Source organism: Sphaerisporangium sp. NPDC051011, assembly GCF_040653595.1.
Lineage (GTDB): Bacteria > Actinomycetota > Actinomycetes > Streptosporangiales > Streptosporangiaceae > Sphaerisporangium.
This window is the reverse complement of record NZ_JBFAGG010000003.1, coordinates 95,986-118,621: the sequence shown is the minus strand read 5'-3', so window position 1 is coordinate 118,621 and position 22,636 is coordinate 95,986. Positions and strand designations below refer to the sequence as shown.

The 22,636-nt window shown below is 71.1% G+C and carries 22 protein-coding genes; 10 read left to right on the top strand and 12 right to left on the bottom strand.

Translation table 11 applies throughout. The annotated features are described in order from the left end of the window. Positions 1–77: 77 nt before the first annotated feature. From lipB to AB0H21_RS07805, 4 genes are all read left to right on the top strand, one after another. The gene (gene lipB, locus AB0H21_RS07820; RefSeq protein ID WP_358514198.1) at positions 78–746 is read left to right on the top strand and encodes a lipoyl(octanoyl) transferase LipB; all 669 of its coding nucleotides are present in this window, start codon (positions 78–80) and stop codon (positions 744–746) included. A gap of 97 nt (positions 747–843) precedes the next feature. Then, a complete protein-coding gene (gene lipA, locus AB0H21_RS07815) occupies positions 844–1,773 on the top strand; it encodes a lipoyl synthase (RefSeq protein WP_358513242.1) in 930 nt (309 codons plus the stop codon). A 228-nt stretch (positions 1,774–2,001) separates the two neighbouring features. Further along, a complete protein-coding gene (locus AB0H21_RS07810) occupies positions 2,002–2,682 on the top strand; it encodes a DUF4191 domain-containing protein (protein ID WP_358513240.1) in 681 nt (226 codons plus the stop codon). Then, positions 2,682–3,494: a class I SAM-dependent methyltransferase gene (locus tag AB0H21_RS07805; RefSeq protein WP_358513238.1), complete on the top strand. Its 813-nt coding sequence runs from the start codon at positions 2,682–2,684 to the stop codon at positions 3,492–3,494. Before AB0H21_RS07810 ends, AB0H21_RS07805 begins: the two co-directional genes overlap by 1 nt. Before the next feature lie 100 nt (positions 3,495–3,594). Here AB0H21_RS07805 and AB0H21_RS07800 read toward each other — a convergent pair whose 3' ends face one another. Next, complete coding sequence (locus tag AB0H21_RS07800; RefSeq protein WP_358513236.1) at positions 3,595–4,056, bottom strand: RDD family protein; 462 nt, start codon at positions 4,054–4,056, stop codon at positions 3,595–3,597. Between the two features lie 143 nt (positions 4,057–4,199). Here AB0H21_RS07800 and glnA point away from each other — a divergent pair, with 143 nt between their 5' ends. Beyond that, a complete protein-coding gene (gene glnA / locus AB0H21_RS07795) occupies positions 4,200–5,624 on the top strand; it encodes a type I glutamate--ammonia ligase (protein ID WP_358513234.1) in 1,425 nt (474 codons plus the stop codon). 338 nt (positions 5,625–5,962) lie between these two features. Here glnA and AB0H21_RS07790 read toward each other — a convergent pair whose 3' ends face one another. The 5 genes from AB0H21_RS07790 to AB0H21_RS07770 form a co-directional block, all read right to left on the bottom strand. Further along, on the bottom strand, positions 5,963–7,969 hold the full coding sequence (locus AB0H21_RS07790) for a glycosyltransferase family 39 protein (protein WP_358513232.1): 2,007 nt from the start codon (positions 7,967–7,969) through the stop codon (positions 5,963–5,965). A 186-nt stretch (positions 7,970–8,155) separates the two neighbouring features. Next, the gene (locus AB0H21_RS07785) at positions 8,156–8,554 is read right to left on the bottom strand and encodes a hypothetical protein (protein ID WP_358513230.1); all 399 of its coding nucleotides are present in this window, start codon (positions 8,552–8,554) and stop codon (positions 8,156–8,158) included. 143 nt (positions 8,555–8,697) lie between these two features. Further along, a complete protein-coding gene (locus AB0H21_RS07780) occupies positions 8,698–9,162 on the bottom strand; it encodes an ATP-binding protein (RefSeq protein WP_358513227.1) in 465 nt (154 codons plus the stop codon). A 101-nt stretch (positions 9,163–9,263) separates the two neighbouring features. Continuing rightward, positions 9,264–9,521, bottom strand: coding sequence for a hypothetical protein (locus tag AB0H21_RS07775; RefSeq protein WP_358513225.1), 258 nt, complete (start codon positions 9,519–9,521; stop codon positions 9,264–9,266). 6 nt (positions 9,522–9,527) lie between these two features. Beyond that, the gene (locus AB0H21_RS07770; RefSeq protein WP_358513223.1) at positions 9,528–9,743 is read right to left on the bottom strand and encodes a winged helix-turn-helix domain-containing protein; all 216 of its coding nucleotides are present in this window, start codon (positions 9,741–9,743) and stop codon (positions 9,528–9,530) included. A 436-nt stretch (positions 9,744–10,179) separates the two neighbouring features. Between AB0H21_RS07770 and AB0H21_RS07765 the strand changes: the two genes are divergently transcribed. After that, complete coding sequence (locus AB0H21_RS07765; RefSeq protein ID WP_358513221.1) at positions 10,180–10,593, top strand: VOC family protein; 414 nt, start codon at positions 10,180–10,182, stop codon at positions 10,591–10,593. Between the two features lie 350 nt (positions 10,594–10,943). Here AB0H21_RS07765 and AB0H21_RS07760 read toward each other — a convergent pair whose 3' ends face one another. Both AB0H21_RS07760 and AB0H21_RS07755 read right to left on the bottom strand, forming a co-directional pair. Then, on the bottom strand, positions 10,944–12,191 hold the full coding sequence (locus tag AB0H21_RS07760) for a glycosyltransferase (RefSeq protein ID WP_358513219.1): 1,248 nt from the start codon (positions 12,189–12,191) through the stop codon (positions 10,944–10,946). A gap of 297 nt (positions 12,192–12,488) precedes the next feature. Continuing rightward, positions 12,489–12,659: a hypothetical protein gene (locus tag AB0H21_RS07755; protein ID WP_358513217.1), complete on the bottom strand. Its 171-nt coding sequence runs from the start codon at positions 12,657–12,659 to the stop codon at positions 12,489–12,491. A 200-nt stretch (positions 12,660–12,859) separates the two neighbouring features. On the opposite strand from AB0H21_RS07755, the gene AB0H21_RS07750 reads away from it, so the two are divergent. The 4 genes from AB0H21_RS07750 (at position 12,860) to AB0H21_RS07735 (ending at position 16,738) form a co-directional block, all read left to right on the top strand. Beyond that, entirely contained in the window at positions 12,860–13,042 is a 183-nt protein-coding gene (locus tag AB0H21_RS07750; protein ID WP_358513215.1) for a hypothetical protein, read from the top strand. A 203-nt stretch (positions 13,043–13,245) separates the two neighbouring features. Continuing rightward, complete coding sequence (locus AB0H21_RS07745) at positions 13,246–13,458, top strand: heavy-metal-associated domain-containing protein (protein ID WP_358513213.1); 213 nt, start codon at positions 13,246–13,248, stop codon at positions 13,456–13,458. Beyond that, positions 13,455–14,450 carry a hypothetical protein gene (locus AB0H21_RS07740; RefSeq protein WP_358513211.1) on the top strand — a complete coding sequence of 332 codons (996 nt, stop codon included), beginning with the start codon at positions 13,455–13,457 and terminating at the stop codon, positions 14,448–14,450. The genes AB0H21_RS07745 and AB0H21_RS07740 overlap by 4 nt, the downstream gene beginning before the upstream one ends. Before the next feature lie 20 nt (positions 14,451–14,470). Then, entirely contained in the window at positions 14,471–16,738 is a 2,268-nt protein-coding gene (locus AB0H21_RS07735) for a heavy metal translocating P-type ATPase (RefSeq protein ID WP_358513209.1), read from the top strand. 200 nt (positions 16,739–16,938) lie between these two features. Here the strand turns inward: AB0H21_RS07735 and AB0H21_RS07730 are convergent, their stop codons facing one another. The 4 genes from AB0H21_RS07730 to AB0H21_RS07715 form a co-directional block, all read right to left on the bottom strand. Continuing rightward, entirely contained in the window at positions 16,939–17,991 is a 1,053-nt protein-coding gene (locus AB0H21_RS07730) for a polysaccharide deacetylase family protein (protein WP_358513207.1), read from the bottom strand. Positions 17,992–18,159: 168 nt separating this feature from the next. Continuing rightward, positions 18,160–19,191 carry a hypothetical protein gene (locus AB0H21_RS07725; RefSeq protein WP_358513205.1) on the bottom strand — a complete coding sequence of 344 codons (1,032 nt, stop codon included), beginning with the start codon at positions 19,189–19,191 and terminating at the stop codon, positions 18,160–18,162. A gap of 507 nt (positions 19,192–19,698) precedes the next feature. Continuing rightward, a complete protein-coding gene (locus AB0H21_RS07720; protein WP_358513203.1) occupies positions 19,699–20,271 on the bottom strand; it encodes a hypothetical protein in 573 nt (190 codons plus the stop codon). Positions 20,272–20,485: 214 nt separating this feature from the next. Then, positions 20,486–22,195 carry a BTAD domain-containing putative transcriptional regulator gene (locus AB0H21_RS07715; RefSeq protein ID WP_358513201.1) on the bottom strand — a complete coding sequence of 570 codons (1,710 nt, stop codon included), beginning with the start codon at positions 22,193–22,195 and terminating at the stop codon, positions 20,486–20,488. Positions 22,196–22,636 lie beyond the last annotated feature (441 nt).

The following is a 22,636-nucleotide window of genomic DNA, read 5'->3' as shown; positions in this document are numbered from 1 at the left end:
AGGCTGGCCCCGTGAGCGAGCGTGCCAACCAGCCCAACCAGCCGGGCGCGACGGTCAGCGGGGCCGGCAGGCTCGCGCTGGTCCGCCTCGGGGTCGACGTGCCCTACGAGCAGGCGTGGGAGCTCCAGCGTGCCGTGCATGCCCAGCGGGTCGCGGGGACTCTCCCCGACACCTGCCTCCTGCTGGAGCACGCCCCGGTCTACACCGCGGGCAAGCGCACCAGCGCGGAGGAACGTCCCGCCGACGGCACTCCGGTCATCGACGTCGACCGCGGCGGCAAGATCACCTGGCACGGTCCGGGTCAGCTCGTCGCCTACCCGATCGTCCGGCTCGCCGGGTCGCTCGACGTGATCGCCTACGTCCGCCTGCTGGAGGAGTCGCTGATCCAGGTCTGCGCCGACTTCGGCGTGGCCGCGGGGCGGGTCGAGGGCCGCAGCGGCGTGTGGGTCGCGCGCGATCCGGCGCGCGGCCTGCCCGACCGCAAGCTCGGCGCGATCGGCATCCGCGTGGCCCGGGGCGTCACCATGCACGGCTACGCGCTCAACTGCGCCAACGACCCCACCTGGTTCGATCGCATCGTCCCCTGCGGCATCCGCGATGCCGGGGTGACCTCGCTGTCGGCCGAGACGGGCCGGCGCGTCACGGTCGACGAGGTCCTGCCGTTCGCCGAGAAGCGGCTGGCCGAGGCGCTCGGCGCCGAGGGCCTCGACGTCCAGGAGGAGGACCTGCTGTCCGGGCGCTTCTGACCGGCCGCTTTCGAGGGGGCGGCCGGGCGCGGCGGGCGCGTTCACGGGGGCGGTCCCGGGGGCGGTCCAGCGGGAACGGAGACGTAAGCTTGAACGCGTGACCGTTGCTCCTGAAGGCCGAAAGCTCCTCCGCCTGGAGGTGCGCAACAGCCAGACCCCTATCGAGCGCAAGCCCCCGTGGATCAAGACCCGGCTCAGGAACGGGCCGAACTTCAACGAGATCAAGAACCTCGTGAAGGACCAGGGTCTTCACACGGTCTGCCAGGAGGCCGGCTGCCCGAACATCTCCGAGTGCTGGGAGGACCGCGAGGCCACCTTCCTCATCGGCGGCGACCAGTGCACGCGGCGCTGTGACTTCTGCCAGATCGACACCGGCAAGCCCAAAGAGTACGACAAGGACGAGCCGCGCCGCGTGGCCGAGTCCGTCGTGCAGATGGGCCTGCGGTACGCCACCGTCACCGGCGTCGCCCGTGACGACCTCCCCGACGGCGGCGCCTGGCTGTACGCCGAGACCGCGCGGCAGATCCACGCGCAGGTCCCCGGCTGCGGCGTCGAGCTGCTGGTGCCCGACTTCAACGGCCACCGCGACCAGCTCGACGAGGTGTTCTCCAGCCGTCCCGAGGTCTTCGCCCACAACATCGAGACCGTGCCGCGCATCTTCAAGCGCATCCGCCCGGCCTTCCGCTACGACCGCTCGCTCCAGGTCATCACGATGGCGCACGAGGCGGGGCTGGTCACCAAGTCCAACCTCATCCTCGGCATGGGCGAGGAGCGCGAAGAGATCGTCGAGGCGATGCGCGACCTGCGCGCCGCCGGATGCGACCTGCTGACGATCACCCAGTACCTGCGCCCGACGCCGCGCCACCACCCCGTGGACCGCTGGGTCAAGCCGCAGGAGTTCGCCGAGCTGCAGAAAGAGGCCGAGGCGATCGGCTTCGCCGGGGTCATGTCCGGCCCGCTGGTCCGCTCGTCCTACCGCGCCGGTCGCCTGTACCGGCAGGCCGTCGAGGCCCGGCAGACCGCCTGACGGCTCCCGCCGCCGCGGCGTCTTCCCTGGGCGTCGAGGAACCCGTCCGCGGGCCGGACCTCTAGGTCCGCCCGCCCACGGGCTCCGGAACGTGGCCGCCGATCACCGCCCCCCCCCGCCGGACGCGGCGTATCCAGTCGGGCACTCACCGCCACGCGGACGGTCACGGTCCGACCTGCGTCAGATCACGTTTTCCTTTCTTCAGCCCAGCATTTGTATCCTTTAACCATGGCCAACAAGCCCGCAGACCCAGACCGCCCGGGGCGCGTCAAGCAGCTCCGCATGGTCGCTCAGATCATCAAGAAGGCCAACCCCAAGGGGATGCCGATCGTCTACGCGTCGGCGCTCGCCACGCTGGCCGTATTCGTCGTCCTCGGGCTCGTGACGGGTCTGGTGTGGCAGCTCATCGTCCTCGGCGTCATGGTCGCCGTGACGGTCGGCATGGTGGTCTTCGGCCAGCTCGCCCAGCGCGCCCAGTACTCCATGCTCGACGGGCAGCCCGGCGCCGCCGCGGCGATCCTGCAGAGCATGCGCGGCAACTGGGAGGTCACCCCGGCCGTCGCCGTCACCCGCGACCAGGACGTCGTGCACCGCGCCGTCGGCTACCCCGGCATCGTGCTGGTGTCCGAGGGGCCCGGCGCCCGGGTGCAGAAGATGCTGGTCGCCGAGAAGAAGCGCGTCCAGCGCGTGGCGATCGACGTCCCGGTGTACGACATCCAGTGCGGCGAGGGCGAGGGCCAGGTGCCCCTCAACAAGCTCCAGCGCCACCTGATGAAGCTGCCGCGCAACCTGAAGAAGCAGGCGGTGTCGGAGGTCAACTACCGGCTCCGGGCGCTGCCGCAGACGCTTCCCGTGCCCAAGGGCCCCATGCCCAAGGGCGCGCGCATGCCGCGCGGCAAGATGCGCTGATGCCCGAGATCCTCTCGGCGGTGTCGCGCGGCCCGCTGGACCAGCCGTCCAGTGTGCTGGCCAGCCGCCGCTGGTGGGATTCGGCGGCGGACGAGTACCAGGCCGAGCACGGCGAGTTCCTGCGCGACGCGGGCTTCGTCTGGTGCCCCGAGGGGCTGGACGAGGCGGACGCCCGCCTGCTCGGCGACGTCCGGGGCAGTCGCGTCCTGGAGATCGGGTGCGGCGCGGGCCAGTGCGGCCGGTGGCTCGCCGGCCAGGGCGCCGAGGTCGCCGCGTTCGACGTGTCCCGCCGCCAGCTCCAGCACTCCCGCCGCATCGACGAGGAGTTCGGCGTGCGCCTGCCGGTCGTGCAGGCCGACGCGGGCCGGATCCCGTTCGCCGGCGCCTCCTTCGACCTCGCCTGCTCGGCGTACGGCGCGCTGCCGTTCGTGGCGGACGCCGGAGCGGTGCTGGCCGAGGTGCGCAGGGTGCTGCGTCCCGGCGGGCGGCTGGTCTTCTCGGTCTCCCACCCGATCCGCTGGGCGTTCCCGGACGATCCGGGGCCGCGCGGGCTGACCGCCGACCGCTCCTACTTCGACCGCGCGCCGTACGTCGAGCGCGACGCGCACGGCGATGCGTCCTACGTCGAGCACCACCGCACGCTGGGCGACTGGGTGTTGGCGATCACCGGCGCGGGGCTGGTGCTGACCTCGCTGGTGGAGCCGGAGTGGCCGCCGGGCCACGACCGCACGTGGGGTGGCTGGAGCCCGCTGCGCGGCCGTCACCTCCCCGGCACCGCGATCTTCACGTGTGTGAGGCCCGGCGCGGGCTGAGAGCGCGCCGGAGGCCCCCGGCAGGTCCCTGTACCCGCTTACGGCGGGCGGGGCGTCCGGGGTCCTTCCGGGCGGGGCGTCCGTCCCCCGGAGTCCGTCCTCAGATGCGGACGACGACGGTCCGGGAGGCGCGGTCGTGCAGCCCGCGCTGGTCGCGGTCCCAGATCAGGGCGGGGACGGCCAGGCAGAGCAGCAGCGTGCGCAGCAGGACGGCGCCGAAGGGCGGACGGCCGCCTCCGTCCAGGGTGGCGACGCGGATGCCGAACAGCCTCATGCCGAAGGTCATCCCCATGAACCCGACGAGCACGACGTACTCCAGGGCGAAAACGCCGAGTCCGACCCACCCGGCCGTGCGCGGGTCGGCGCGGAGCAGGCCCTGGGCGATGGCCCAGGTGCAGATCAGCCAGTCGACCAGGACCGCGCCGATGCGCCTGCCGAACCTGGCGACCGAGCCACTGCCCTCGGGAGGCAGGCCGAGCCGCTCGCCCGGATACCCGAGATCGACACCGGCCGCGCGGGTCCCGCCGATCCACGTCTGGGTCCACCTGGGCTGCTTGTCCATGCAGGTAAGATAACCGCGAACCGCCATGGTCCGTTCGGCGGTACACCCCCCTCCGCTTAACACCAGTGAAACAGACGAGACACGGGGTGGAAACGGCACAGGCCTACGTTCGAGTCTGTAAGCCCGTGCCCTTGGGAGGTTGGATGTTCAGCTCCGCTGACGATGTCCTGAAGTACATCAGGGATGAAGGGGTGCAGTTCGTCGATGTCAGGTTCACCGACCTGCCGGGCACGACGCATCACTTCACGTTCCCCGTGGAGAACTTCGGCGCAAGCGTCTTCACCGACGGCCTGATGTTCGACGGATCGTCGATCCGCGGTTTCCAGGCCATCCACGAGTCGGACATGCTGCTGCTGCCCGACCCGTCCACGGCCGTGCTGGACCCGTTCCGCCAGCACAAGACCCTCATCATCAACTTCTTCGTGCACGACCCGCTGACGGGCGAGGCCTACAGCCGCGACCCGCGCAACGTCGCGCGCAAGGCCGAGGAGTACCTCAAGGGCACCGGCATCGCCGACACGGTGTTCTTCGGCCCCGAAGCCGAGTTCTACATCTTCGACGACGTGCGCTTCGCCAGCAGCGCCAGCGAGTCGTACTACCACATCGACTCCATCGAGGGCGCCTGGAACACCGGCAAGGCCCAGGAGGGCGGCAACCTCGGCTACAAGCCGCGGTACAAGGGCGGGTACTTCCCCGTGCCGCCGATGGACCACTTCACCGACCTGCGCTCCGAGATGGTGCGCCGTCTGATCGACGCCGGCATCGAGACCGAGATGCAGCACCACGAGGTCGGCACCGCCGGCCAGGCCGAGATCGACTTCAGGTTCGGCACGCTGCTCAAGACCGCCGACAACCTGATGCTGTACAAGTACATCATCAAGAACACCGCGGTCGAGTACGGCCACACGGTCACCTTCATGCCCAAGCCGATCTTCGGTGACAACGGCTCCGGCATGCACTGCCACCAGTCGCTCTGGAAGGACGGCGAGCCGCTCTTCTACGACGAGGTCGGCTACGCGGGCCTGTCCGACACCGCCCGCTACTACATCGGCGGCCTGCTCAAGCACGCGCCCGCGCTGCTGGCGTTCACCAACCCGACGGTGAACTCCTACCACCGCCTGGTGCCGGGCTACGAGGCGCCGGTCAACCTGGTCTACTCCCAGCGCAACCGCTCGGCCTGCATCCGCATCCCGATCACCGGGTCCAACCCCAAGGCCAAGCGCATCGAGTTCCGGGTGCCCGACCCGTCCTGCAACCCGTACTTCGCGTTCGCCGCGCAGCTCATGGCGGGCCTGGACGGCATCCGCAACAAGATCGAGCCGCCGGCGCCGGTCGACAAGGACCTGTACGAGCTTCCGCCCGAGGAGGCCGGCCAGGTTCCGCAGGTCCCGGGCTCGCTCGCCGAGGTCCTCAACGCCCTCGAGGCCGACCACGAGTTCCTGCTCGAAGGCGGCGTCTTCACGCCCGACCTGATCGAGACGTGGATCAGCTACAAGCGCGAGAACGAGATCGACCCGATCCGCCTGCGCCCCCACCCGCACGAGTTCGAGCTGTACTACGACGTGTGACGGCGGGGTTTTCCGGCCTCGGCGATCTTCCTAGGAACAGCCGCTGAGCTGGAAAAATGTTCTCATTCTTGCTCGTTGTTTCCCGTCGTTTCTCGTCCTTAGGCGGAACAGAACCCGAACAGAACGGCCTGGCATCGCGATTCGATGCCAGGCCGTTTCTGCACGTGAGAGGACTCAGGAAGCCCCCTGCGGCCCCTCCGAAGGAGGCATCGGTGTTCCGCGCCGGCTGCGGGAGTCCTCGCGTAGGACCCGAGCACCCGGTTCATCCTCAGCCGTCGCCGCCGCGCCCCCCATCTCCGGGCCGGAAGAGATGCTCAGACGCCGGGGCCCACCGGGGCTCAGGCGCCCGGGCCGCATCGGTGGAGTACCCACTTCGGACCCGCCGCGCTGTGCCCCCCGCCGACGGCGCCGACTCGCCGGGAAGGGAAGAGCGGTCCGCCGTAGGCGGGCTCCGGGACGAGCGTGCACCTGGCACGGACCCAGGACGTGACCTGCGCGGTCGTCGACCCCGGCCGGTCGGCGGCGCCCCGGCCGACGCGCAACAACACGTAGCGGACCTGCCCGGACGCGACGAGCCCCGAGAACTGCGACAGCGTGGGGAAGGGGACCTGTCCGGTGTAGCCGCCCATCGGAAGGATCGATGCGGCGGCGTAAAGGATGTACGGCGATGCGTCATTCCAGCGTTCTACGGCGAACAGGTACTTCGCGCCGGCGCGGTGCGCCGTCACGTAGGCCAGCAGGCTGCGCTGCCTCGGCGTCAGCCCTTGGGGCCGTCCCTGGTGGCTGGTCGGGCCGACCCTGCCCATTCCACCGGTCTCACTGTAGCGCGCGTCGAGTGCCGAGACCGACCAGGCCGCGGGCCCGACCAGCACCGACGCCATACCGGTCGCCATGCCGATCGCCATGGCCGCCCCACGGGGTGCGGTCCGGCCCGGCCTGGGGACACACATGAGGACCACTCCAATGACGCACAACCCGAGGGTCATGGGGGCCAGCCATGGCAGGAACCTCGGGTAGCACAGTGCGAGCAGGGCACACCAGGCGGCGTTGACGGCGAGTGCGGCGGGCAGCACCCAGGCCCGCCTCCCGCCGGCCTTGTACGCCTTCCAGCAGATCATGAAGCCGGTGCCGATCAGGGCTGCCAGCGGCACGGCGACGACCCCCATGTAGTACGTGTGCCCGGTGACGCTGCCGACGCTGAAGACCATGAAGTACGTCGCCAGCCACACCCCCCACAAAAGCAGGTGGGCGAGGTGGCGGTCGGTCCGGGAGGCGCGCCTGCGAATGAGGGTGAGGAGGCTGAGCCCGATCGAGAGCAGGGCGAGCGGATAGAGCCACCCTGTCTGCGAGGCGATCCCCGGACTCACCATCTTCGCCACGCTGTCGCCCATGTGGGACGTCGAAGAGCCCGTCGTGGCATCCGCCGTCCGGCCGGGCGCCGGATCCACGCGTTGTTGGTCCGCGATGACGCTTCCGGTCGTGGACGCGTCGACCCCCATGGATCCGAAGCGGTTCAGGAAGTTGTAGCCGACGACCATGCTGAGGGCCGAATTGTTCGTCGTGCCGTCGATGTACGGCCGCTGGCTCGGCGGTATCAGCGCCGCGATCAGAATCCAGGAGGCGGACACCGCGACCGTGACCAGGCCGGCCAGCGCCACGTGCGCGGTCCTGCGGCGCAGCGAGATGGGAGCGGCGACCAGGTAGGTGAGTCCCAGTGCCGGCAGGACGGCCCAAGCCTCCAGCATCTTGGTCTGGAACGCCAGCCCGACGTAGGCAGCGGCCGGCAACAGGATCTGCAGCCGGGCCTGCTCCACCGAGCGCTGCACGGCCTCGGCGGCCAGCAAGAGCAACAGCGTGAACAGCGAGTCCTCGACGATGGATCGACCCAGACCCACGGTCACCGGGGTCAGCGTGAAGATGGCCGCCGCCAGGAGCGCCGGCACGTCGCCGGCCCAGCGACGCACCACCTTGTAGAGGACGAACACGCACAGGACACCCTCGATGGCCTGAGGCAGGACCAACGCCCACGGGTGAAAACCAAACACGAACGCCGATATCGCCTGCGGCCACAGGAACCCCGGCAGCTTGTCGAGCGTGATGGAGTTGCCCGGGTCGAACGAGCCGAACAGAAAGGCCAGCGGACTCTGGGTCATGCTGCGCACGGCGGTCGCGTAGAAGATGTGGTAATCGCTGCGGTCGAGGTCCCACGTGAACAGGACCGCGGCGACCGCTGCGATCAGCAGCAGCAGCGGGCGGGCGTACGCGGGCTCACCGGGGGTGGATCTCCACGGGCGCCACCGGCGGGGAGCCGGCGAGCCCGCGGCGAGCGCCATGCTAGGCGACATGTTCCCGTTCATGTGGACAAATATGCTTCTTCCTGAATAAAAGCCGCATAACACCCAGACGGCTGTGGGAACCTTCGGCGGATTTCCCGGACCCTCGCGCAGCGGCCCACGAAAGACCGCGAGCCAGGGCCACCCCGCGGCCCTGGCTCGCGTCCATCTCTCGCTGTTACTCCTTGCCAGTGGTGGTTAGTGCTTGCCGGTGGCCTGGTGGTTCACATCACCAGCCGGGTCGGTGTGCCCGCCGGGACCGTCGTTGGTCTCGGCGTCGGCCTTCCCGCCGGGGCCGTCGTTGGTCTCCGCGTCGGCCTTCCCGCCGGGCTCCTTGCCCGTGGAATCAACGGGGTCGTTGGGGCCGGCCTTGTCCTGCTTGTCCTGCCTGTCCTGACCCTGGCTGCTCGCAGTGGTGGCGTTGTCGTCCTGCTGCTCGCCATCGGCACCGGCATCCGACGTGGTCGGCTGCGACCAGTTGACAGCGACCGGCGCCTTGGGGGCTGGGTTGCTGGAGGCGAGCGCCGTGCCGGCTCCCACACCTGCCAGGGCGAGGGTCGTCAGGGTGATCGCGGCGATCTTGGGCGTGACCTTCACTGATTACCTCCTTGGAATCGGTTGTCGACTGACACCGATCAGCTTGCAGGCCGGCTCATGAGACGGTCGTGTACGCCAGATGTGAGCATTGACATCTTTCCCTACATGCCTGGACAGAGGCCGCGGAACCACAAAGCGGCACGTCAGAGGTGGCCACGCCCACGGGAATGCCCCCGAGGACGACGGAGAGGGAACTCGGCCCAGACACGTGCGCCCCCGCCCGGGCGGTTCTCGGCACGGGCCCGGTCGCCGTGAGCGTTGGCGATGGACGCCACGACCGCGAGGCCCAGGCCGACCCCGCCCTGCGTGCGGGCACGTCCGGCGTCGGCGCGGCGGAAGCGTTCGAAGGCGTATGGAAGGAACTCCAGCGGAAACCCGGGCCCACGGTCGCTGACCTCGATGACCACCACAGGCTCGCCGTCGCTGGTCGCGGTCCGCACGTTCAGTCCCACGGTGCTGCCCTCGGGGGCGTGGCGAAGTGCGTTGCCAAGCAGGTTGTCAACGACCTGGCGAAGCCGGTCCGGATCGCCCACGATCCGTATCGACGGGTCGGCGTCCAGTTCCATCGAGATCGTTCGCGTGGCGGCGGTGGCCGCTGAGCTTCGCACGGAGGCCGCCACGAGATCGGAGAGCGTGATCGGCTGCGCTTGCAGGAATTCGGCTCCTTCGTCGGCGCGGGCCAGCAACAGCAGGTCTTCGGCCAGCCGGATCAGCCGCTCGGTGTCGGCCGCTCGGATTCGGAGAACTCGCCTCGGTAGTCGCCCCGCTGGTCACCGCCAATCGGGCGTGCGGTCGCCTGGGTCGCGGCGAGCCGGGTCGTCACGGCCTCCCCCCGGGCGCGGAGCGTCTCGTCCAAGGCGGTGTTCAAGCCGGACTGGAGCTGGGCCAGGAACACCATCCCGGCGATGGCGATCGCAATCGCGATGCCCAGAGTGAACAGCAGCGAAAGCCGCAGCCGCAGCGACACCACGGCTCACCCGGCGCCGGGGGGAACCGGGACTCGGAGCCGGTAGCCGGCACCGCGGACGGTCTCCAGGTGCTTCACGCCGAACGGCCGGTCGATCTTGCGGCGAAGGTAGGCGATGTACTGGTCCACGACATTGGAGACGCCGTCATAGGCGAAGTCCCATACGTGCTCCAGGATGTGGGTGCGGGTGAGCACCTGTCCCGGGCCGAATACCTCGGGCACCAGGACCCCGGGTACACGCTGCGGACCTATACGCACCTGATCTCCGGCACCGAGGGCCGGGCCGGGAAGGTGATCGACATGGCCTTCCATCGTGAGGATCCGGGAACCGGAACAGATCCGGAACGAGCCCCTTAATGATCAAGGGATTGGCGGGTCGGGGCACCTTATGGATCACATCTACGACCTCTCATACACATGGGCGTCCGACCTGGGGCGCATGGCCATTGGCCTAGCGCCTGGGCCGTCATGGGGCCGTTCGCCGCCGCTCTGAGCGCGCGGTCGACGGCCCTAATGCCATTCGGATCTAAGGGCGGGAGCTTGGACTGAGGCGGCGTGGGGCGAAGGAAGGCGCCGGGGTCGAGCGGAATTGTCGGTGGCAGTGGGTATGGTTTCGGTCTGCCAGAACGGCAACTTCCATCCAAACCAGGAGGTCACGGTGACTTCTCGTCTCAACCCATACATCAGCTTCGCCAGCGAGGCGCGGCAGGCCCTGGAGTTCTACCAGAGCGTCTTCGGCGGCAGCCTGACGCTGAACACCTTCGGCGAGGCCGCCGGGGAGCACGGTGCGGACGCCAACGGCATCATGCACGGGCAACTGGAGACCGCAAGCGGGTACACGCTCATGGCCTCCGACACCCCGCCCGGGATGACGCGCAACCCTGGGGACAACATCTCGATCAGCCTCAGCGGGGACGACGCCGACGAGCTGCGCGGCTACTGGGAGAAACTCAGCGCGGGCGGCACCGTCCAGGTTCCCCTGGAGAAGCAGATGTGGGGCGACGAGTTCGGCATGTGCGTCGACAGGTTCGGCATCGGCTGGATGGTCAACATCACGCGGCCGCAGGCCTGATCCGCCCCGGCCAGGTCCTGGACCGAAGCCCGGAAACAGATCCGTGCGAAGGCGGGTCCGCGAGCCGCCTTCGACCACGTCGCCCTCACCCAGGCCCACATCCTCGGCCTTCACGACAGTTTCTCAAGTGGCGAGACCACCTACGGTTCCGTTCCCGGTCGGTGACCAGAGCCCAGCAGGAGTCGCCGTGCCCGGGCATCATGGCGTCCAGGTACACCAGGGAACCGACCTGTTCGGGGCCTGCTGGGCGGGGCGCGGCCTTGGTCGGGGGTGAGCCGGGGACGGCGGCTCCGACAGGCCGCGGGCACGCGCGGACCGGCGGGGTGCCTACCTGTGCGACCTCCGGGGGATCAGCCCGCGGACAGCGCGGACCCGCTCCGGCCGATCATGTCGAGCAGAAGCTTCGCGGCCTGCTCCGCCCCGTCGGTGCGGACCGTCTCGGCCACGACGGCCGCGCGGGCACCGGTCTCGGGGGCCATGGCGATCTTGAGTGCGGCTGACAGGGACTTGGCGGTCGGCGTCGGACCGTCGTGTCCCGTGCCGATGCCCAGCTCGGTTACCCGCCCCGCCCAGTACGGCTGGTCCGCGACTTGGGGCACGATCACCTGCGGCGCCCCGGCACGGGCCGCCGTCGTCGTGGTGCCCGCGCCGCCGTGGTGCACGACCGCGGCCACCCGGCGGAACAGCGCCTGCTGGTTGACCTCGCCGACGACGAAGCAGTCGTCCCGGTCGTCGATCAGGGCCAGGTCAGCCCAGCCGCTCCCGAGCAGGACGCGGCGACCCTGCGTCCGGACCGCTTCGATGACGGCCCGGGAGACCTCCTGCGCGTTCGCGCCCCGCATCGGCATGCTGCCGAAGCCCGCGTACACCGGCTTCGCACCGGCGGCCAGGAACGCCTCCAGGTCGGCCGGAAGCGGGCGCTCGTCCAGCCGGATCCACGCGCCGGTCTGCGTCACGTCGAGCTCCGGCGTCTCCTGCCACGGGCCCAGGACCGGGTCGGCCGCCAGGAACGGGTGGCCGGTGAAGACGTGGTCGCGGACGCCGCTCACCGGCGGCAGGCCGATCGAGGCCCGGTGGGTGTTGATCGTGTCGCCGAACATGGCTTCCATATGCTCGGCGTGCCGGTCCCACAGCTCCCGGTTGCCGGTCACCTCAGGGGGGATCACCTGGCCCGGCCGGCGGAGAGGCGGGTGATGCGACGACGGCAGGTAACACGGGGAGAAGGACGTGAACACATAGGGCACGCCCAGCTTCTCGGCCGCCGTCCGCGTACCGGCCAAGGCCGGGAACGAGCCGGTGGCCACCACCGCGGCGCAGCCCTCGGCCACCCCGGCGACCGCCTCGTAGGCCATGGCGGTCAGCTCGGCGGCGATGTCGGACAGGCCCGCCTTCGCCTTCCCGGGGATCGCCCCCGTCGCCAGCGCGCGGATCGGCCAGCCGACGGGACTCAGCGGCACGTCGACATCGTCCAGCAGCTCCGCGAAGTCCGGCGGTGCGCACACCCGCACCTCGGCGCCGAGCTCCCGTAGCCGCACCGCCAGCCCCGTCATCGGCTCGACGTCCCCGCGCGACCCGTAGGTCACCAACACAACGCGCATTCCGCAGCCCCCGATCTCCGTACGTTCCGGTGTCGAAGGGTGATTGTGGGGTACGCCCGGGGCCTTGTGGCAAGCCCCCCCATGCGCTATACGTTGGTAGTGGTAAGGAGCGGATGTCCCCCTTGCCCTTTTATTGCTTCGCCGCCCAGTAGGCAGCCCCATCCCGCCTGGGGAGGCCGTAGGCAGCGGCCTTGGCATCACTCAAGAACTCAAAGTGCGCCCCGAACACGCCGCGCTGGAGGCGCGGCCGTGAGCACGGTCGGCGAAGCCCACCAGGGCGTCAGCGCGGCCAGGGGGTCATTTGCGGTTCTTGATGTCGACGGCCGGGCCAGGGTTGATCGGAGTGCCGATGACCCCCTTGGAGACGGCCGAGGTGAGGCCGCTCACGGCGCGGATCAGGTCCACGAGGAGGCTCTCGGGCTTCTTCGACCCCGTGACGTGCTCGGCGTTCTCGGAACTGCTCGACATGATGGGTACTCCTTGTGAGCGGATCGGCTGCCAGTGGTACCAGGTCCACAAATCACGATATATCGCGTCAAGGGCCCCGTCCACCGAGATCACCCTTTCCGTACGCCACCCGCCCTACGAGAGGGCTCGCCGAACGACCTCTGGCATCGCCCTATACCCTTAGGGGGAATTCGAAGCCTCAGGACCCGAAGGACGGCGCGGTGTTCGGTCGCAAGCCCATCGAGGAACGGCTCGCCGAGCGGCGCGCCCAGCTCCCGCCGCTGCGCGAGGGACGGCATTTCGAGCACGGCCCGGCCAAGTTCGTGTTCATCTTCCTGATCGCCTTCGTCGTGCTGGCCCACTTCATCGGCCTGTTCATCCTCATGGCGCTCAACCTGCACTGACGCGCCCGGCGACGGCCCCGCCCGTCCCCCGCCGCACGACCATCACGATCTTCAACGCACCCGTCGCCGGGCCTGGGAGCATATTTTCCCTTTGACCAACCCCCTGGGGGTATATTACGGTTCCATGCATGTGAGATACCCCCCTGGGGTACTCCTCTGGCAGTGGACGACCCGTCCACGGAACCGCTTCTGAGGAGATCGAGATGAACACCGCCACCTACACCGTCGAGGGCATGACCTGCGGCCACTGCGTGAGCTCGGTGAAGGAGGAGGTCGGCGAGGTCGCCGGGGTCGGCGGCGTCGAGGTGGACCTGGCCACCGGACTGCTGACCGTCACCGGTGACGGCCCCGTGGACCGCGCCCGGGTCGCCGCCGCGGTCGAGACCGCCGGATACCGCCTGGCGGAGGGGTCGTGAACGCCGCCGCCAAGCTGGGCGCCTACGTGCTGGGGCTCGCCGTCGTCTTCGGCGGCGCCCTGGGCGCGGGCCGAGCCGCAGGGCCCGTCGCAGCCCCTCCGAACGACGCCCACACCACCCCGCCAGGCCACACCTCCCCCGCCCCAGGTCACGCCTCCCCGCAGGAGGCGGGTCACGGCTCGCCGCAGCGCCCGGCGCAGACGGAAGGCGCCGCACAGCCGGCGGGTGATACCCCCGGAGGGTTGCAGGTGTCCGCGAACGGCTACACGCTCACCCCGCTGACCACGGCCGTCGAGCCCGGCACGCCCACCGACTACCGGTTCACGGTGACGGGCCCCGGCGGCGGGCCGGTCACCGGCTACGAGGTCCGGCACGACAAGAAGCTGCACCTCATCGTCGTCTCGCGCGACCTCGGCCACTTCCAGCATGTCCACCCCGTCCTCACGGAAGGCGGCGTCTGGTCGGTCCGGCTCACCCTCCCGGCGGCGGGCGCCTACCGCGTCCTCGCCGACTTCGCCCCCGCCGGCGGCGACGCGCTGACCCTGGGGACCGACCTGCTCGTCCGGGGCCCCTACACCCCGGAGCCGCTCCCGCGGACCGGCCGTACGGCGACCGTCGGCGGGTACACCGTCGCCCTCGCCGGCGATCTGGTCCCCGGCCGGGCGAGCGGGCTCGCGCTCACCGTCGCCAAGGACGGGCGTCCGGTCACCGACCTGCAGCCGTACCTCGGCGCCTACGGTCACCTGGTCGCGCTGCGCGCCGGAGACCTGGCGTACCTGCACGTCCACCCCGAGGGCACGCCCGGCGACGGCTCCACCCGGCCCGGCCCCGAGATCGCCTTCCAGGCCGAGGTGCCGAGTGCCGGCGACTACCGCCTGTTTCTGGACTTCCGGCACGGCGGCGAGGTCCGCACCGCGGCCTTCACTTTGACCGCCACCCACGCCACCGGCCCCGAGGCCATGCCCGGCGGGCACGGCGACCACGCCCACTGAGCGAGAGAAAGGAGAAGGAAATGTCCCCCGCGTCCCCCGCGTCCCGGGCCCCCCGCGTCGCCGGCGACCGGCGCAACGCGGTCGAGCTCTCGATCGGCGGCATGACCTGCGCCTCCTGCGCCAACCGGATCGAACGTAGGCTCAACAAGATCGACGGCGTGAGCGCGGCCGTCAACTACGCGACCGAGAAGGCCAAGGTCACCTTCCCCGAAGGCGTGGACGCCGAGCGGCTCATCGCCGAGGTCGAGAAGGCCGGGTACACCGCCACGCTGCCCGAACCGCCCGCGGCCGAGGTTGGTGAGGGCGGGCCGGAGGCGCGCGACGAGCTCCGGCCGCTCCGCGACCGCCTGGTCACGGCCGTCGCGCTGGCCGTGCCGGTGATCGCGATGGCGATGGTCCCTTCGCTGCAGTTCACCAACTGGCAGTGGCTGTCGCTGGTGCTGGCCGCGCCGGTCGTGGTCTACGCCGGGTGGCCGTTCCACCGGGCGGCCTGGACGAACCTGCGTCACGGCGCCGCGACGATGGACACACTGATCTCGGTCGGCACCCTGGCCGCGTTCGGCTGGTCGGTGTGGGCGCTGTTCCTCGGCGACGCGGGCGTGCCGGGCATGACGCACCCGTTCGCGTTCACCATCGAGCGCACGGACGGCTCGGGCGACATCTACCTGGAGGTCGCGGCCGGGGTGACCGTGTTCATCCTGGCCGGGCGGTACTTCGAGGCCCGCTCCAAGCGCCGCGCCGGCGCCGCGCTGCGCACCCTGCTGGAGCTCGGGGCGAAGGACGTCGCGGTGCTGCGCGACGGCGTCGAGACGCGCGTCCCCAGCGACCGGCTGGCGGTGGGCGACCGGTTCGTGGTCCGGCCGGGCGAGAAGATCGCCACCGACGGCGTGGTCGAGGAGGGCGCGTCGGCCGTCGACGCGTCCATGCTGACCGGCGAGTCCGTGCCCGTGGAGGTGCGGCCCGGCGACGCCGTGACGGGCGCCACCGTGAACGCGGGCGGCAGGCTCGTCGTCCGCGCCACCCGGGTCGGCGCCGGCACGCGGCTCGCCCAGATGGCCCGCCTCGTGGAGGAGGCGCAGAACGGCAAGGCGCGGGTCCAGCGGCTGGCCGACCGCGTCTCGGGCGTGTTCGTACCGGTGGTCATCGCGCTCGCCGTGGGCACGCTGGGCTTCTGGCTCGGCACCGGCGGCGGACCGGCTGCGGCCTTCACCGCCGCCGTCGCGGTCCTCATCATCGCCTGCCCGTGCGCCCTTGGCCTGGCCACCCCGACGGCGCTGCTGGTCGGCACCGGCAGGGGCGCGCAGCTCGGCATCCTGATCAAGGGCCCCGAGGTGCTGGAGTCCACCCGAGGCGTCGACACGGTCGTCCTGGACAAGACCGGCACGGTCACCGAGGGCCGCATGACGCTGACCGCCGTCCACCTCGCCGACGGCCTGGACGAGACCGAGGTGCTTCGGCTCGCGGGCGCGCTGGAGGACGCCTCCGAGCACCCGATCGCCCAGGCCGTCGTCCGGGGGGCGCGTGAGCGGGCCAGGGAGCTCCCCGTGCCCGAGGACTTCGCCAACGTCGAGGGCCTCGGCGTGCGGGGCATCGTGGACGGGCACGCGGTGCTCGTCGGCCGCCCGCGCCTGCTGGCCGAGTCGGCGCACCACCTCCCCTCAGGCCTGGAGGAGGCGCTGCGGGACGCGCACGCCTACGGCCGTACGGCGGTGGTGGTCGGCTGGGACGGCGAGGCACGCGCGGTCCTGGTGGTCTCCGACACCGTCAAGCCCACCAGCGCGGAGGCCGTCCGGCGGCTGCGCGCCCTCGGCCTGACCCCGGTCCTGCTGACCGGCGACGCCCGCGCGGTGGCCGAGTCCGTCGCGGCCGAGGTCGGCATCACCGAGGTCGTCGCCGAGGTCCTGCCCGCCGGCAAGGTGGAGGTGGTCGAGCGGCTCCAGGCGGAGGGCAGGGTCGTGGCGATGGTGGGCGACGGGGTCAACGACGCCGCCGCGCTGGCCCGGGCCGACCTGGGCCTGGCGATGGGCACCGGCACCGACGCCGCCATCGAGGCCTCCGACCTCACGCTGGTCCGGGGGGACCTGCGGGTGGCGGCGGACGCGATTCGGCTGTCGCGCCGCACGCTGGCGACGATCAGGTCCAACCTGTTCTGGGCCTTCGCCTACAACGTGGCCGCCCTGCCTCTGGCCGCCCTCGGCCTGCTCAACCCGATGCTCGCCGGCGCCACGATGGCCCTCAGCAGCGCCTTCGTGGTCGCCAACAGCCTGCGCCTGCGCCGCTTCCGCTAGGCCCCCGCGACGGCGCCGCCCCTTCCGCCACGAGGCCGGCGGTCCGGGCGGCCCGCTCAGCAGGGCGAGGTGACCGTCACGTTCTGGTCGGAGACGTTACCGATACACGAAGTGGTGTCCGCGGTCCACCGACCGTCGCAAGGGCGAAGCGGGCACGCGCAGAGGGGCGCCGGGCGTGGCGCCGGGAGCGAGAGTGGTGGTCAGTACGGCAGCGTGTACTTGGTGAAGCGCTGGGCGACGTACGGCGCCTTGAACTTCGGGTACGCGACCGTGCGGATGTCGCCGTCGGAGGTGTAGCGGTCCTCCGGATGCGCGTTCAGCCAGTCCAGCCACGCCGTCGAGCAGAAGCGGGCGCAGTCGCCCACCTTGTCCATGGCGCGGATGCGCGGGATGCCGAGCGGGTCGAAGTCCTTGCTGAACGGCGAGGCGGCCGGGGTGTAGCCCGCGAGGAAGACGCCGGTGTACCGGTAGTGCACGTCGGCGGAGTCGCCGCGGATCGCCCAGTCCTTGGTGCTCGGCTGGTTGCCGTACGGCAGCGCGAGCGTCGCCGGGGCGTCCTTGATCAGCGAGGTGATCAGCTTGTGGCCCGCGGCGACCTGGCCGACGACCTGGTCCTGCGGCTTGCCGCGCAGGTTGAGGTGGTCGCGGGTGTGGTTGCCGACGTCGAAGTGGTTGTCGCGCAGCCAGCCGAGCGTCTGGGCCTGCGCCTCCGGCCCGAACGTGCCGAACATGTCCTTGATGACGTAGAACGTGGCGACGGGCCGGAAGCCCGGGTGCTTGCGCGCGACGTCCATGAGGATGCCGACGGCGGTGTCGGGCTTGGGCTGCCCCGAGCCGTCCAGGGTGAGTTGCGAGGGCGAGGAGTCGTCGAAGGTCAGCACGACGGGGTGGCGTCCGGCAGGGATGCCGATCTGGCCGGTGGTGTACTCGCGGGCCGTGATGGGGACGTAGCCGTCCTTGGCCAGGCGTTCGAGTTCGGTGCGGAACTGCTCGGGGGTGCGGTCGTCGGTGCCAGCGGGCTTGGCGACGATGCGGTGGTACATGAGCACCGGTATCTGGCCCAGTTCGTTGGCCTTGACCTTGGCGGCGTTCGCTGCGGCGGCCTTGCGCGCCTCCTGTGAGGCCACCGGCTTGGCGGCCTTGGCCGGCTGCGCCACCACCTTGGCCTCCTGGTCCGCGCATCCGGCGAGCGCGGCCAGGGTCAGCGGCACCAGCGCGGCGCCCGTCGTTCCGAGTATCCCCAAGCGCCCCATGGTCCCCCCAGCACCCGAGCAATGAGATACGTCTCTCCTACCCTGCGAGGCCGGGGATCGCACACGTGGCGAAGTCGCACGAACGCCAAGCGTGACACTTTATTCCGCATATATCGGCATTCACCGGTTGTCGCCGCATGTGACGGGTGAGTACGGGTCACTCGCTGGTCACTTGTCGGTCTCCCCCGCCCGCGCGCGGATGCCGGTCAGGCGCCGGAAGATGTCCCACCAGAACGGCCCGCCGAACAGCACGGCCACGAACGTGACGAGGAAGCCGGGCCAGTGGCCGGGACTGCCGAGGCGGCGCAGCCACTCCCCGCCGTTCCACGACCACCGCGGGCTCCCGCCGTCGGGGATGTTCACCGACACCGGGGCGTTCCCGACGATCTTCACGAACGCCGGCGCCGACAGCACCTCGGTGATGCAGGCGTAGGGATCGGTGGGGTGCTCGGGGCACTTCTCCCGCAGGCCCGCGAGCGCGCTCGTGCCGCCGTCCGCCATGGACGCGACCTGGGCGCGGACGGCGTTGTCGGTCAGGATCGCCCGGCCGTACTCCAGCGAGTCCATGCTGAACAGCAGCGTGATCGCCAGGCCGAGCGCGGCGATGACCCACTTGACGTAGCGGCGGTACAGCATGGTCAGGCGCCGCATCTCGCCGTCGAACCATTCCTCGACGCCCTTGCGGAACGCGTCGAGGTCGCCGTGCGCGGCGTCCCACACGCCCTTGAGCGGGCCGTACAGCGGGCTGCCGTCGGCCTTGAGCTTCTCCAGCAGGGAGGTCACCCCGCCCTCGCCGGTGACGATCTCCATGATGGCGACGCCGAACCGCGCGGGCGGGATCGAGGCGATGCTGGTCCTGCCGTCCTTGCGGTGGTCGATCTCACGCAGCCGCTCGTACAGCCGGCCCGACCAGGTGGTGGCCGTGCTCTCGACCGGCGCGGGTAGCGGGCTGAATACGGGCCGGGCGTCCTTGCTGAACGGGAGCCGGGCGAAGACCTCGGCCACCGTGCCGGGAAGCCACGAACCCTTTCCGCGGGGCCCGTCGAGGGTGTCGCGCAGGTAGGCCCACAGGAACTTGCCGCGGATGCCGAGCAGCCGCACCAGGCCCTCGTTGATGCCGCTGACCAGCAGCGAGAACAGCAGGAACGCGATCACCAGGCCGACGGCCAGGTCGATGTAGACAGAGTTCAAGGATTTCACCCGCGACTGTGGACACGTGGACATGCACTTCCGCGACGGTGGGCCGCACTCAACTGACGTCGCCGCCGGGCGATCGGTTGCCATGGAGGTCCGTCAAGACCGCTTCCGGTCACGCCGCGCTCCGGCCTCGCGCGAGACCGGGCCCTGCCCGCTCCGGACGGCGGCGTGGCGCGCGCCGGTCCCCTGGACGCGCGCCCGCCGTCCGACGGCCGCCCGCCGCCACCCCGCGAAACCGCGGAGACGGCGGCGGACCTCGACCCGCCTCCCCATGAGGAGGACCGTTCACCCGGAATCGGCGACGGCCTGCCACGTCGGCCGCCACCGCAGGTGCCGCACCCGTGATGCACCTGCCTCAAGGATCACGCAGGCGTCCCATCGACGTCGTTCTCGCCGATCGGCCGTCACGGACAACCCTAGAACCGGCCGATATACACGCGGGCATATGCGAGATACACGCGGAAATGCCCATCGACCAGCGAAAACGCCCCCAGAGCCCACCGGTGCCGATCACTTCGGCTCGCCCGGGAAGCGCGTGACGCGGTTCAGGCCGAACACCTCGGCGATGGCGTCGTAGTGGAGGAACAGCGAGGCGATCGCGGCGCCCGCCAGGCTCGCCAGCACCCCGCCGGCCAGGTCCGGATCGCCGGGCCGCGCCACGATGCCGCTCACCACGCCGACCGAGGCGATCGCCGCGAGCGCGAACTTGCGCAGCACGCGCCAGGTCGCCGCGCACGCCGGCCGGCCTGGCCACCGCGGGCGGGGGCGCCTCACGCGGGCCAGCGCCGCCGCGCCGCCGGCCACGAGAAGCGGCAGGGCCAGCAGCACCCACACCGCCGGAAGCCCGGGGACGTAGGGCGTCTTCCCCAAGAGCATCCGGGGCAGGACCAGCGGGGACGTCACCGACAGCGTCGCCTCGGCGGCCACGGTCGCGAGCGCGGTCCGGCGCGCCCAGCCGGGCGGCAGGACGGGCGCCCGGCGCACGGTCTCGAGAAACGAGGAGAACGCGGCCCCGTTGCGCACCTTGCCGATCAGGGCGACCCCGAACACGACACCGGCGAGGGACCCGAACCCCGCTGCCACATAAGCCATCATCGAAAGGCCCTCGACTCGGTCTTGGCGGAACGCATCGCAACGAAACGTAGATGAGGCCGCTACACGCCCGGTACACCAGGATGTGCGACCCCCGGGCGGCCTCCCCCACAAGGCCGTCTCCGTGAGACGGAGGAAATGTCACCTTTTGTCGCGCCGGCTCCACCGTCCCGAGTGCCGGGAGGCCCGGGAGCGGCGCCCGGTGTCAGGGCGAGTCCCGGGGCGCGAGGATGCGCAGCAGGCCGACCATCTCGTACCTGTCGGGCGACAGCCGCCGCAGCAGATGCTCGTCGGTGAGCCGGTCGAGGGCCCGCTGGGCGCACGGGCCCGGCGCGCACAGCAGCTCCGCCGCCCGCGAGACGCTCACCTCGGAGCCCGGCTGATGCGAGATCATCCACAGCAGGCGCGCTGCCTCGGGGTCGTTCTGGCGGTACAGCTCGTAGCTCGCCCACAACCGGTCGCGGATGCGCTGCTCGTCCCAGTGGTCCAGCAGCTCGCAGATGCCCCGGGGGAGCTGGCCCGCCATCCGCTCCAGCGACCAGTCGGGCCGGGCGGCCAGCAGCACCCCCGCCGCGCGCAGGGCCAGCGGGAGGTGCTCGCAGAGGCGGGCGATCCGCGCGGCGGCGTCCGGTTCGGCGTCCACACGGTCCCGGCCCGCGTGCCCGGCGAGCATGGCCACGGCGTCCTGGGTGCCGAGGACGTCGAGCGTGAGGTGCTCGGCGTGGTCGAGCGGCAGAACGCGCCGGCTGGTGACCAGCACCGCGCAGCCGGGCCCCGAGGGCAGCAGCGGGCGGACCTGCGCGGACCCGATGACGTTGTCGACGACGAACAGCACCCGCAGGCCCGAGGTCAGCGAGCGCAGCCGCGTGCTGGCCTCGCCGAGGCTCAGCTCGTCCCCGGAGGCACTGTCGCCGAGCGCGCGCAGGAACCACGACACCGCCTGCGGCGCGGTCACCGCGCGCTCCTGGTGGAAGGCGCCGGCCATGTCGACGTAGAGCTGGCCGTCGGGGAAGCGGCCGGCCATCGCATGCGCCACCCGCAGGGCGAGCGCCGACTTGCCCACGCCGACGGGCCCGCTGACGACGGCGACCGGCGGCACCGTTCCCCGTGAGGTGAGCGCGCCCTCCAGGAACTCGGCCTCCCGGTCGCGGCCGACGAGCAGGCCGGGGCGCGGGAGCTGCCGGGGCGCCGGGGAGGCGGCGGGGACGAGCCGGGCCTGGTGGCGTACCGCGGGCGCGAGCGCGGGGTCGCGGTGCAGGACGGCCCGGTGGACGCGCCGCAGCTCCTCCCCCGGTTCCAGGCCGAGCTGGACCGCCAGGTGGTCGCGCGCCTCGGCGTACGCGCCGAGCGCCCCGGCCGCGTCGCCCGAGCCGTAGAGGGCGCGCATGAGCAGCGCCCAGGCCCGCTCGCGCAGCGGCTGCTCGCCGACCAGCAGCCGCAGGTCGGCAACGACCTCGGAGTGCCGGCCGAGCACGAGCCGCGCCTCCGCGCGGTCCTCCAGGGCGGCGAGGCGCTGCTCCTGCAGGACGGCGAGGCGCGCGGCGAGCGGTTTGCCGTACGGGAGGCCGTCGCCGGCCGGGCCGCGCCACAGGGCCATCGCGTCGTCGAACCGCTGGACCGCGACGTCGTGCCGCCGCTCGGCCAGCGCCGTGCGCGCCTGGGTGGTGAACTTCTCGAAGCTCGTCAGGTCGAGCTTGCCCGGGGACGCGACGAGCTGGTACGCCCGGTCGGAGGCGACGATGCCGACGCCCTTCATCTCCGTGGTCAGGACGCGGCGCAGCCCGCCGGCGTAGGTCCTCAGGTTGGCGGTGGCGGACAGCGGGGGCTCGCCCTCCCACAGCGCCTCCGACAGCCAGTCGAGGGTGACCGGCCGGTTGATGTTGAGCAGCAGCGACAGCAGCAGCGTGCGGCGCATGCGTCCGCCCAGATTGACGGTTCTGCCCGAGGGCCCTGCCTCGACCGGCCCGAGGAGGCGGAAGACGTGTGACATCGCTGCCCTAACGCGGTCGTCTCGTACGCGATGGCCGTGGAAGCTCCTGAAGCACTGCGCGCGATCCCCCTTGGTTGCGTGGCGAGCAGGTGGCCCTCATTCGGAGAAACACGGGGGGCCCGCCACGGCCCGGATCTGCCGCCAGGACCCCGTGGCAGGCGGCGGACGCGACGAAAAGGCGGCGCCCCCGGATGCGCATCATCAGAAAGCCTTTCACGACGTCCGACTTGCCGTCAACAGAGGATGATGAGCAAGACCATTTGTAATCCTGAAGTGATACACCGTTGTGCGCGGATCGCCGATTGTACGGCCGGGGAAATCGGCGAGCGGAATATCGCCTCGACCGACGGCGGGAGGGGCGCTGTG

Excerpts from the sequence above, each read along its gene's own strand:
- AB0H21_RS07790 (WP_358513232.1), bottom strand. The coding sequence starts at position 7,969 with ATGTCGCCTAGCATGGCGCTCGCCGCGGGCTCGCCGGCTCCCCGCCGG.
- AB0H21_RS07810 (WP_358513240.1), top strand. The coding sequence starts at position 2,002 with ATGGCCAACAAGCCCGCAGACCCAGACCGCCCGGGGCGCGTCAAGCAG.
- AB0H21_RS07800 (WP_358513236.1), bottom strand. The coding sequence starts at position 4,056 with ATGGACAAGCAGCCCAGGTGGACCCAGACGTGGATCGGCGGGACCCGC.
- AB0H21_RS07755 (WP_358513217.1), bottom strand. The coding sequence starts at position 12,659 with ATGTCGAGCAGTTCCGAGAACGCCGAGCACGTCACGGGGTCGAAGAAG.
- AB0H21_RS07735 (WP_358513209.1), top strand. The coding sequence starts at position 14,471 with ATGTCCCCCGCGTCCCCCGCGTCCCGGGCCCCCCGCGTCGCCGGCGAC.
- AB0H21_RS07760 (WP_358513219.1), bottom strand. The coding sequence starts at position 12,191 with ATGCGCGTTGTGTTGGTGACCTACGGGTCGCGCGGGGACGTCGAGCCG.
- AB0H21_RS07745 (WP_358513213.1), top strand. The coding sequence starts at position 13,246 with ATGAACACCGCCACCTACACCGTCGAGGGCATGACCTGCGGCCACTGC.
- glnA (WP_358513234.1), top strand. The coding sequence starts at position 4,200 with ATGTTCAGCTCCGCTGACGATGTCCTGAAGTACATCAGGGATGAAGGG.
- AB0H21_RS07805 (WP_358513238.1), top strand. The coding sequence starts at position 2,682 with ATGCCCGAGATCCTCTCGGCGGTGTCGCGCGGCCCGCTGGACCAGCCG.
- AB0H21_RS07715 (WP_358513201.1), bottom strand. The coding sequence starts at position 22,195 with ATGCGCCGCACGCTGCTGCTGTCGCTGCTGCTCAACATCAACCGGCCG.
- AB0H21_RS07730 (WP_358513207.1), bottom strand. The coding sequence starts at position 17,991 with ATGGGGCGCTTGGGGATACTCGGAACGACGGGCGCCGCGCTGGTGCCG.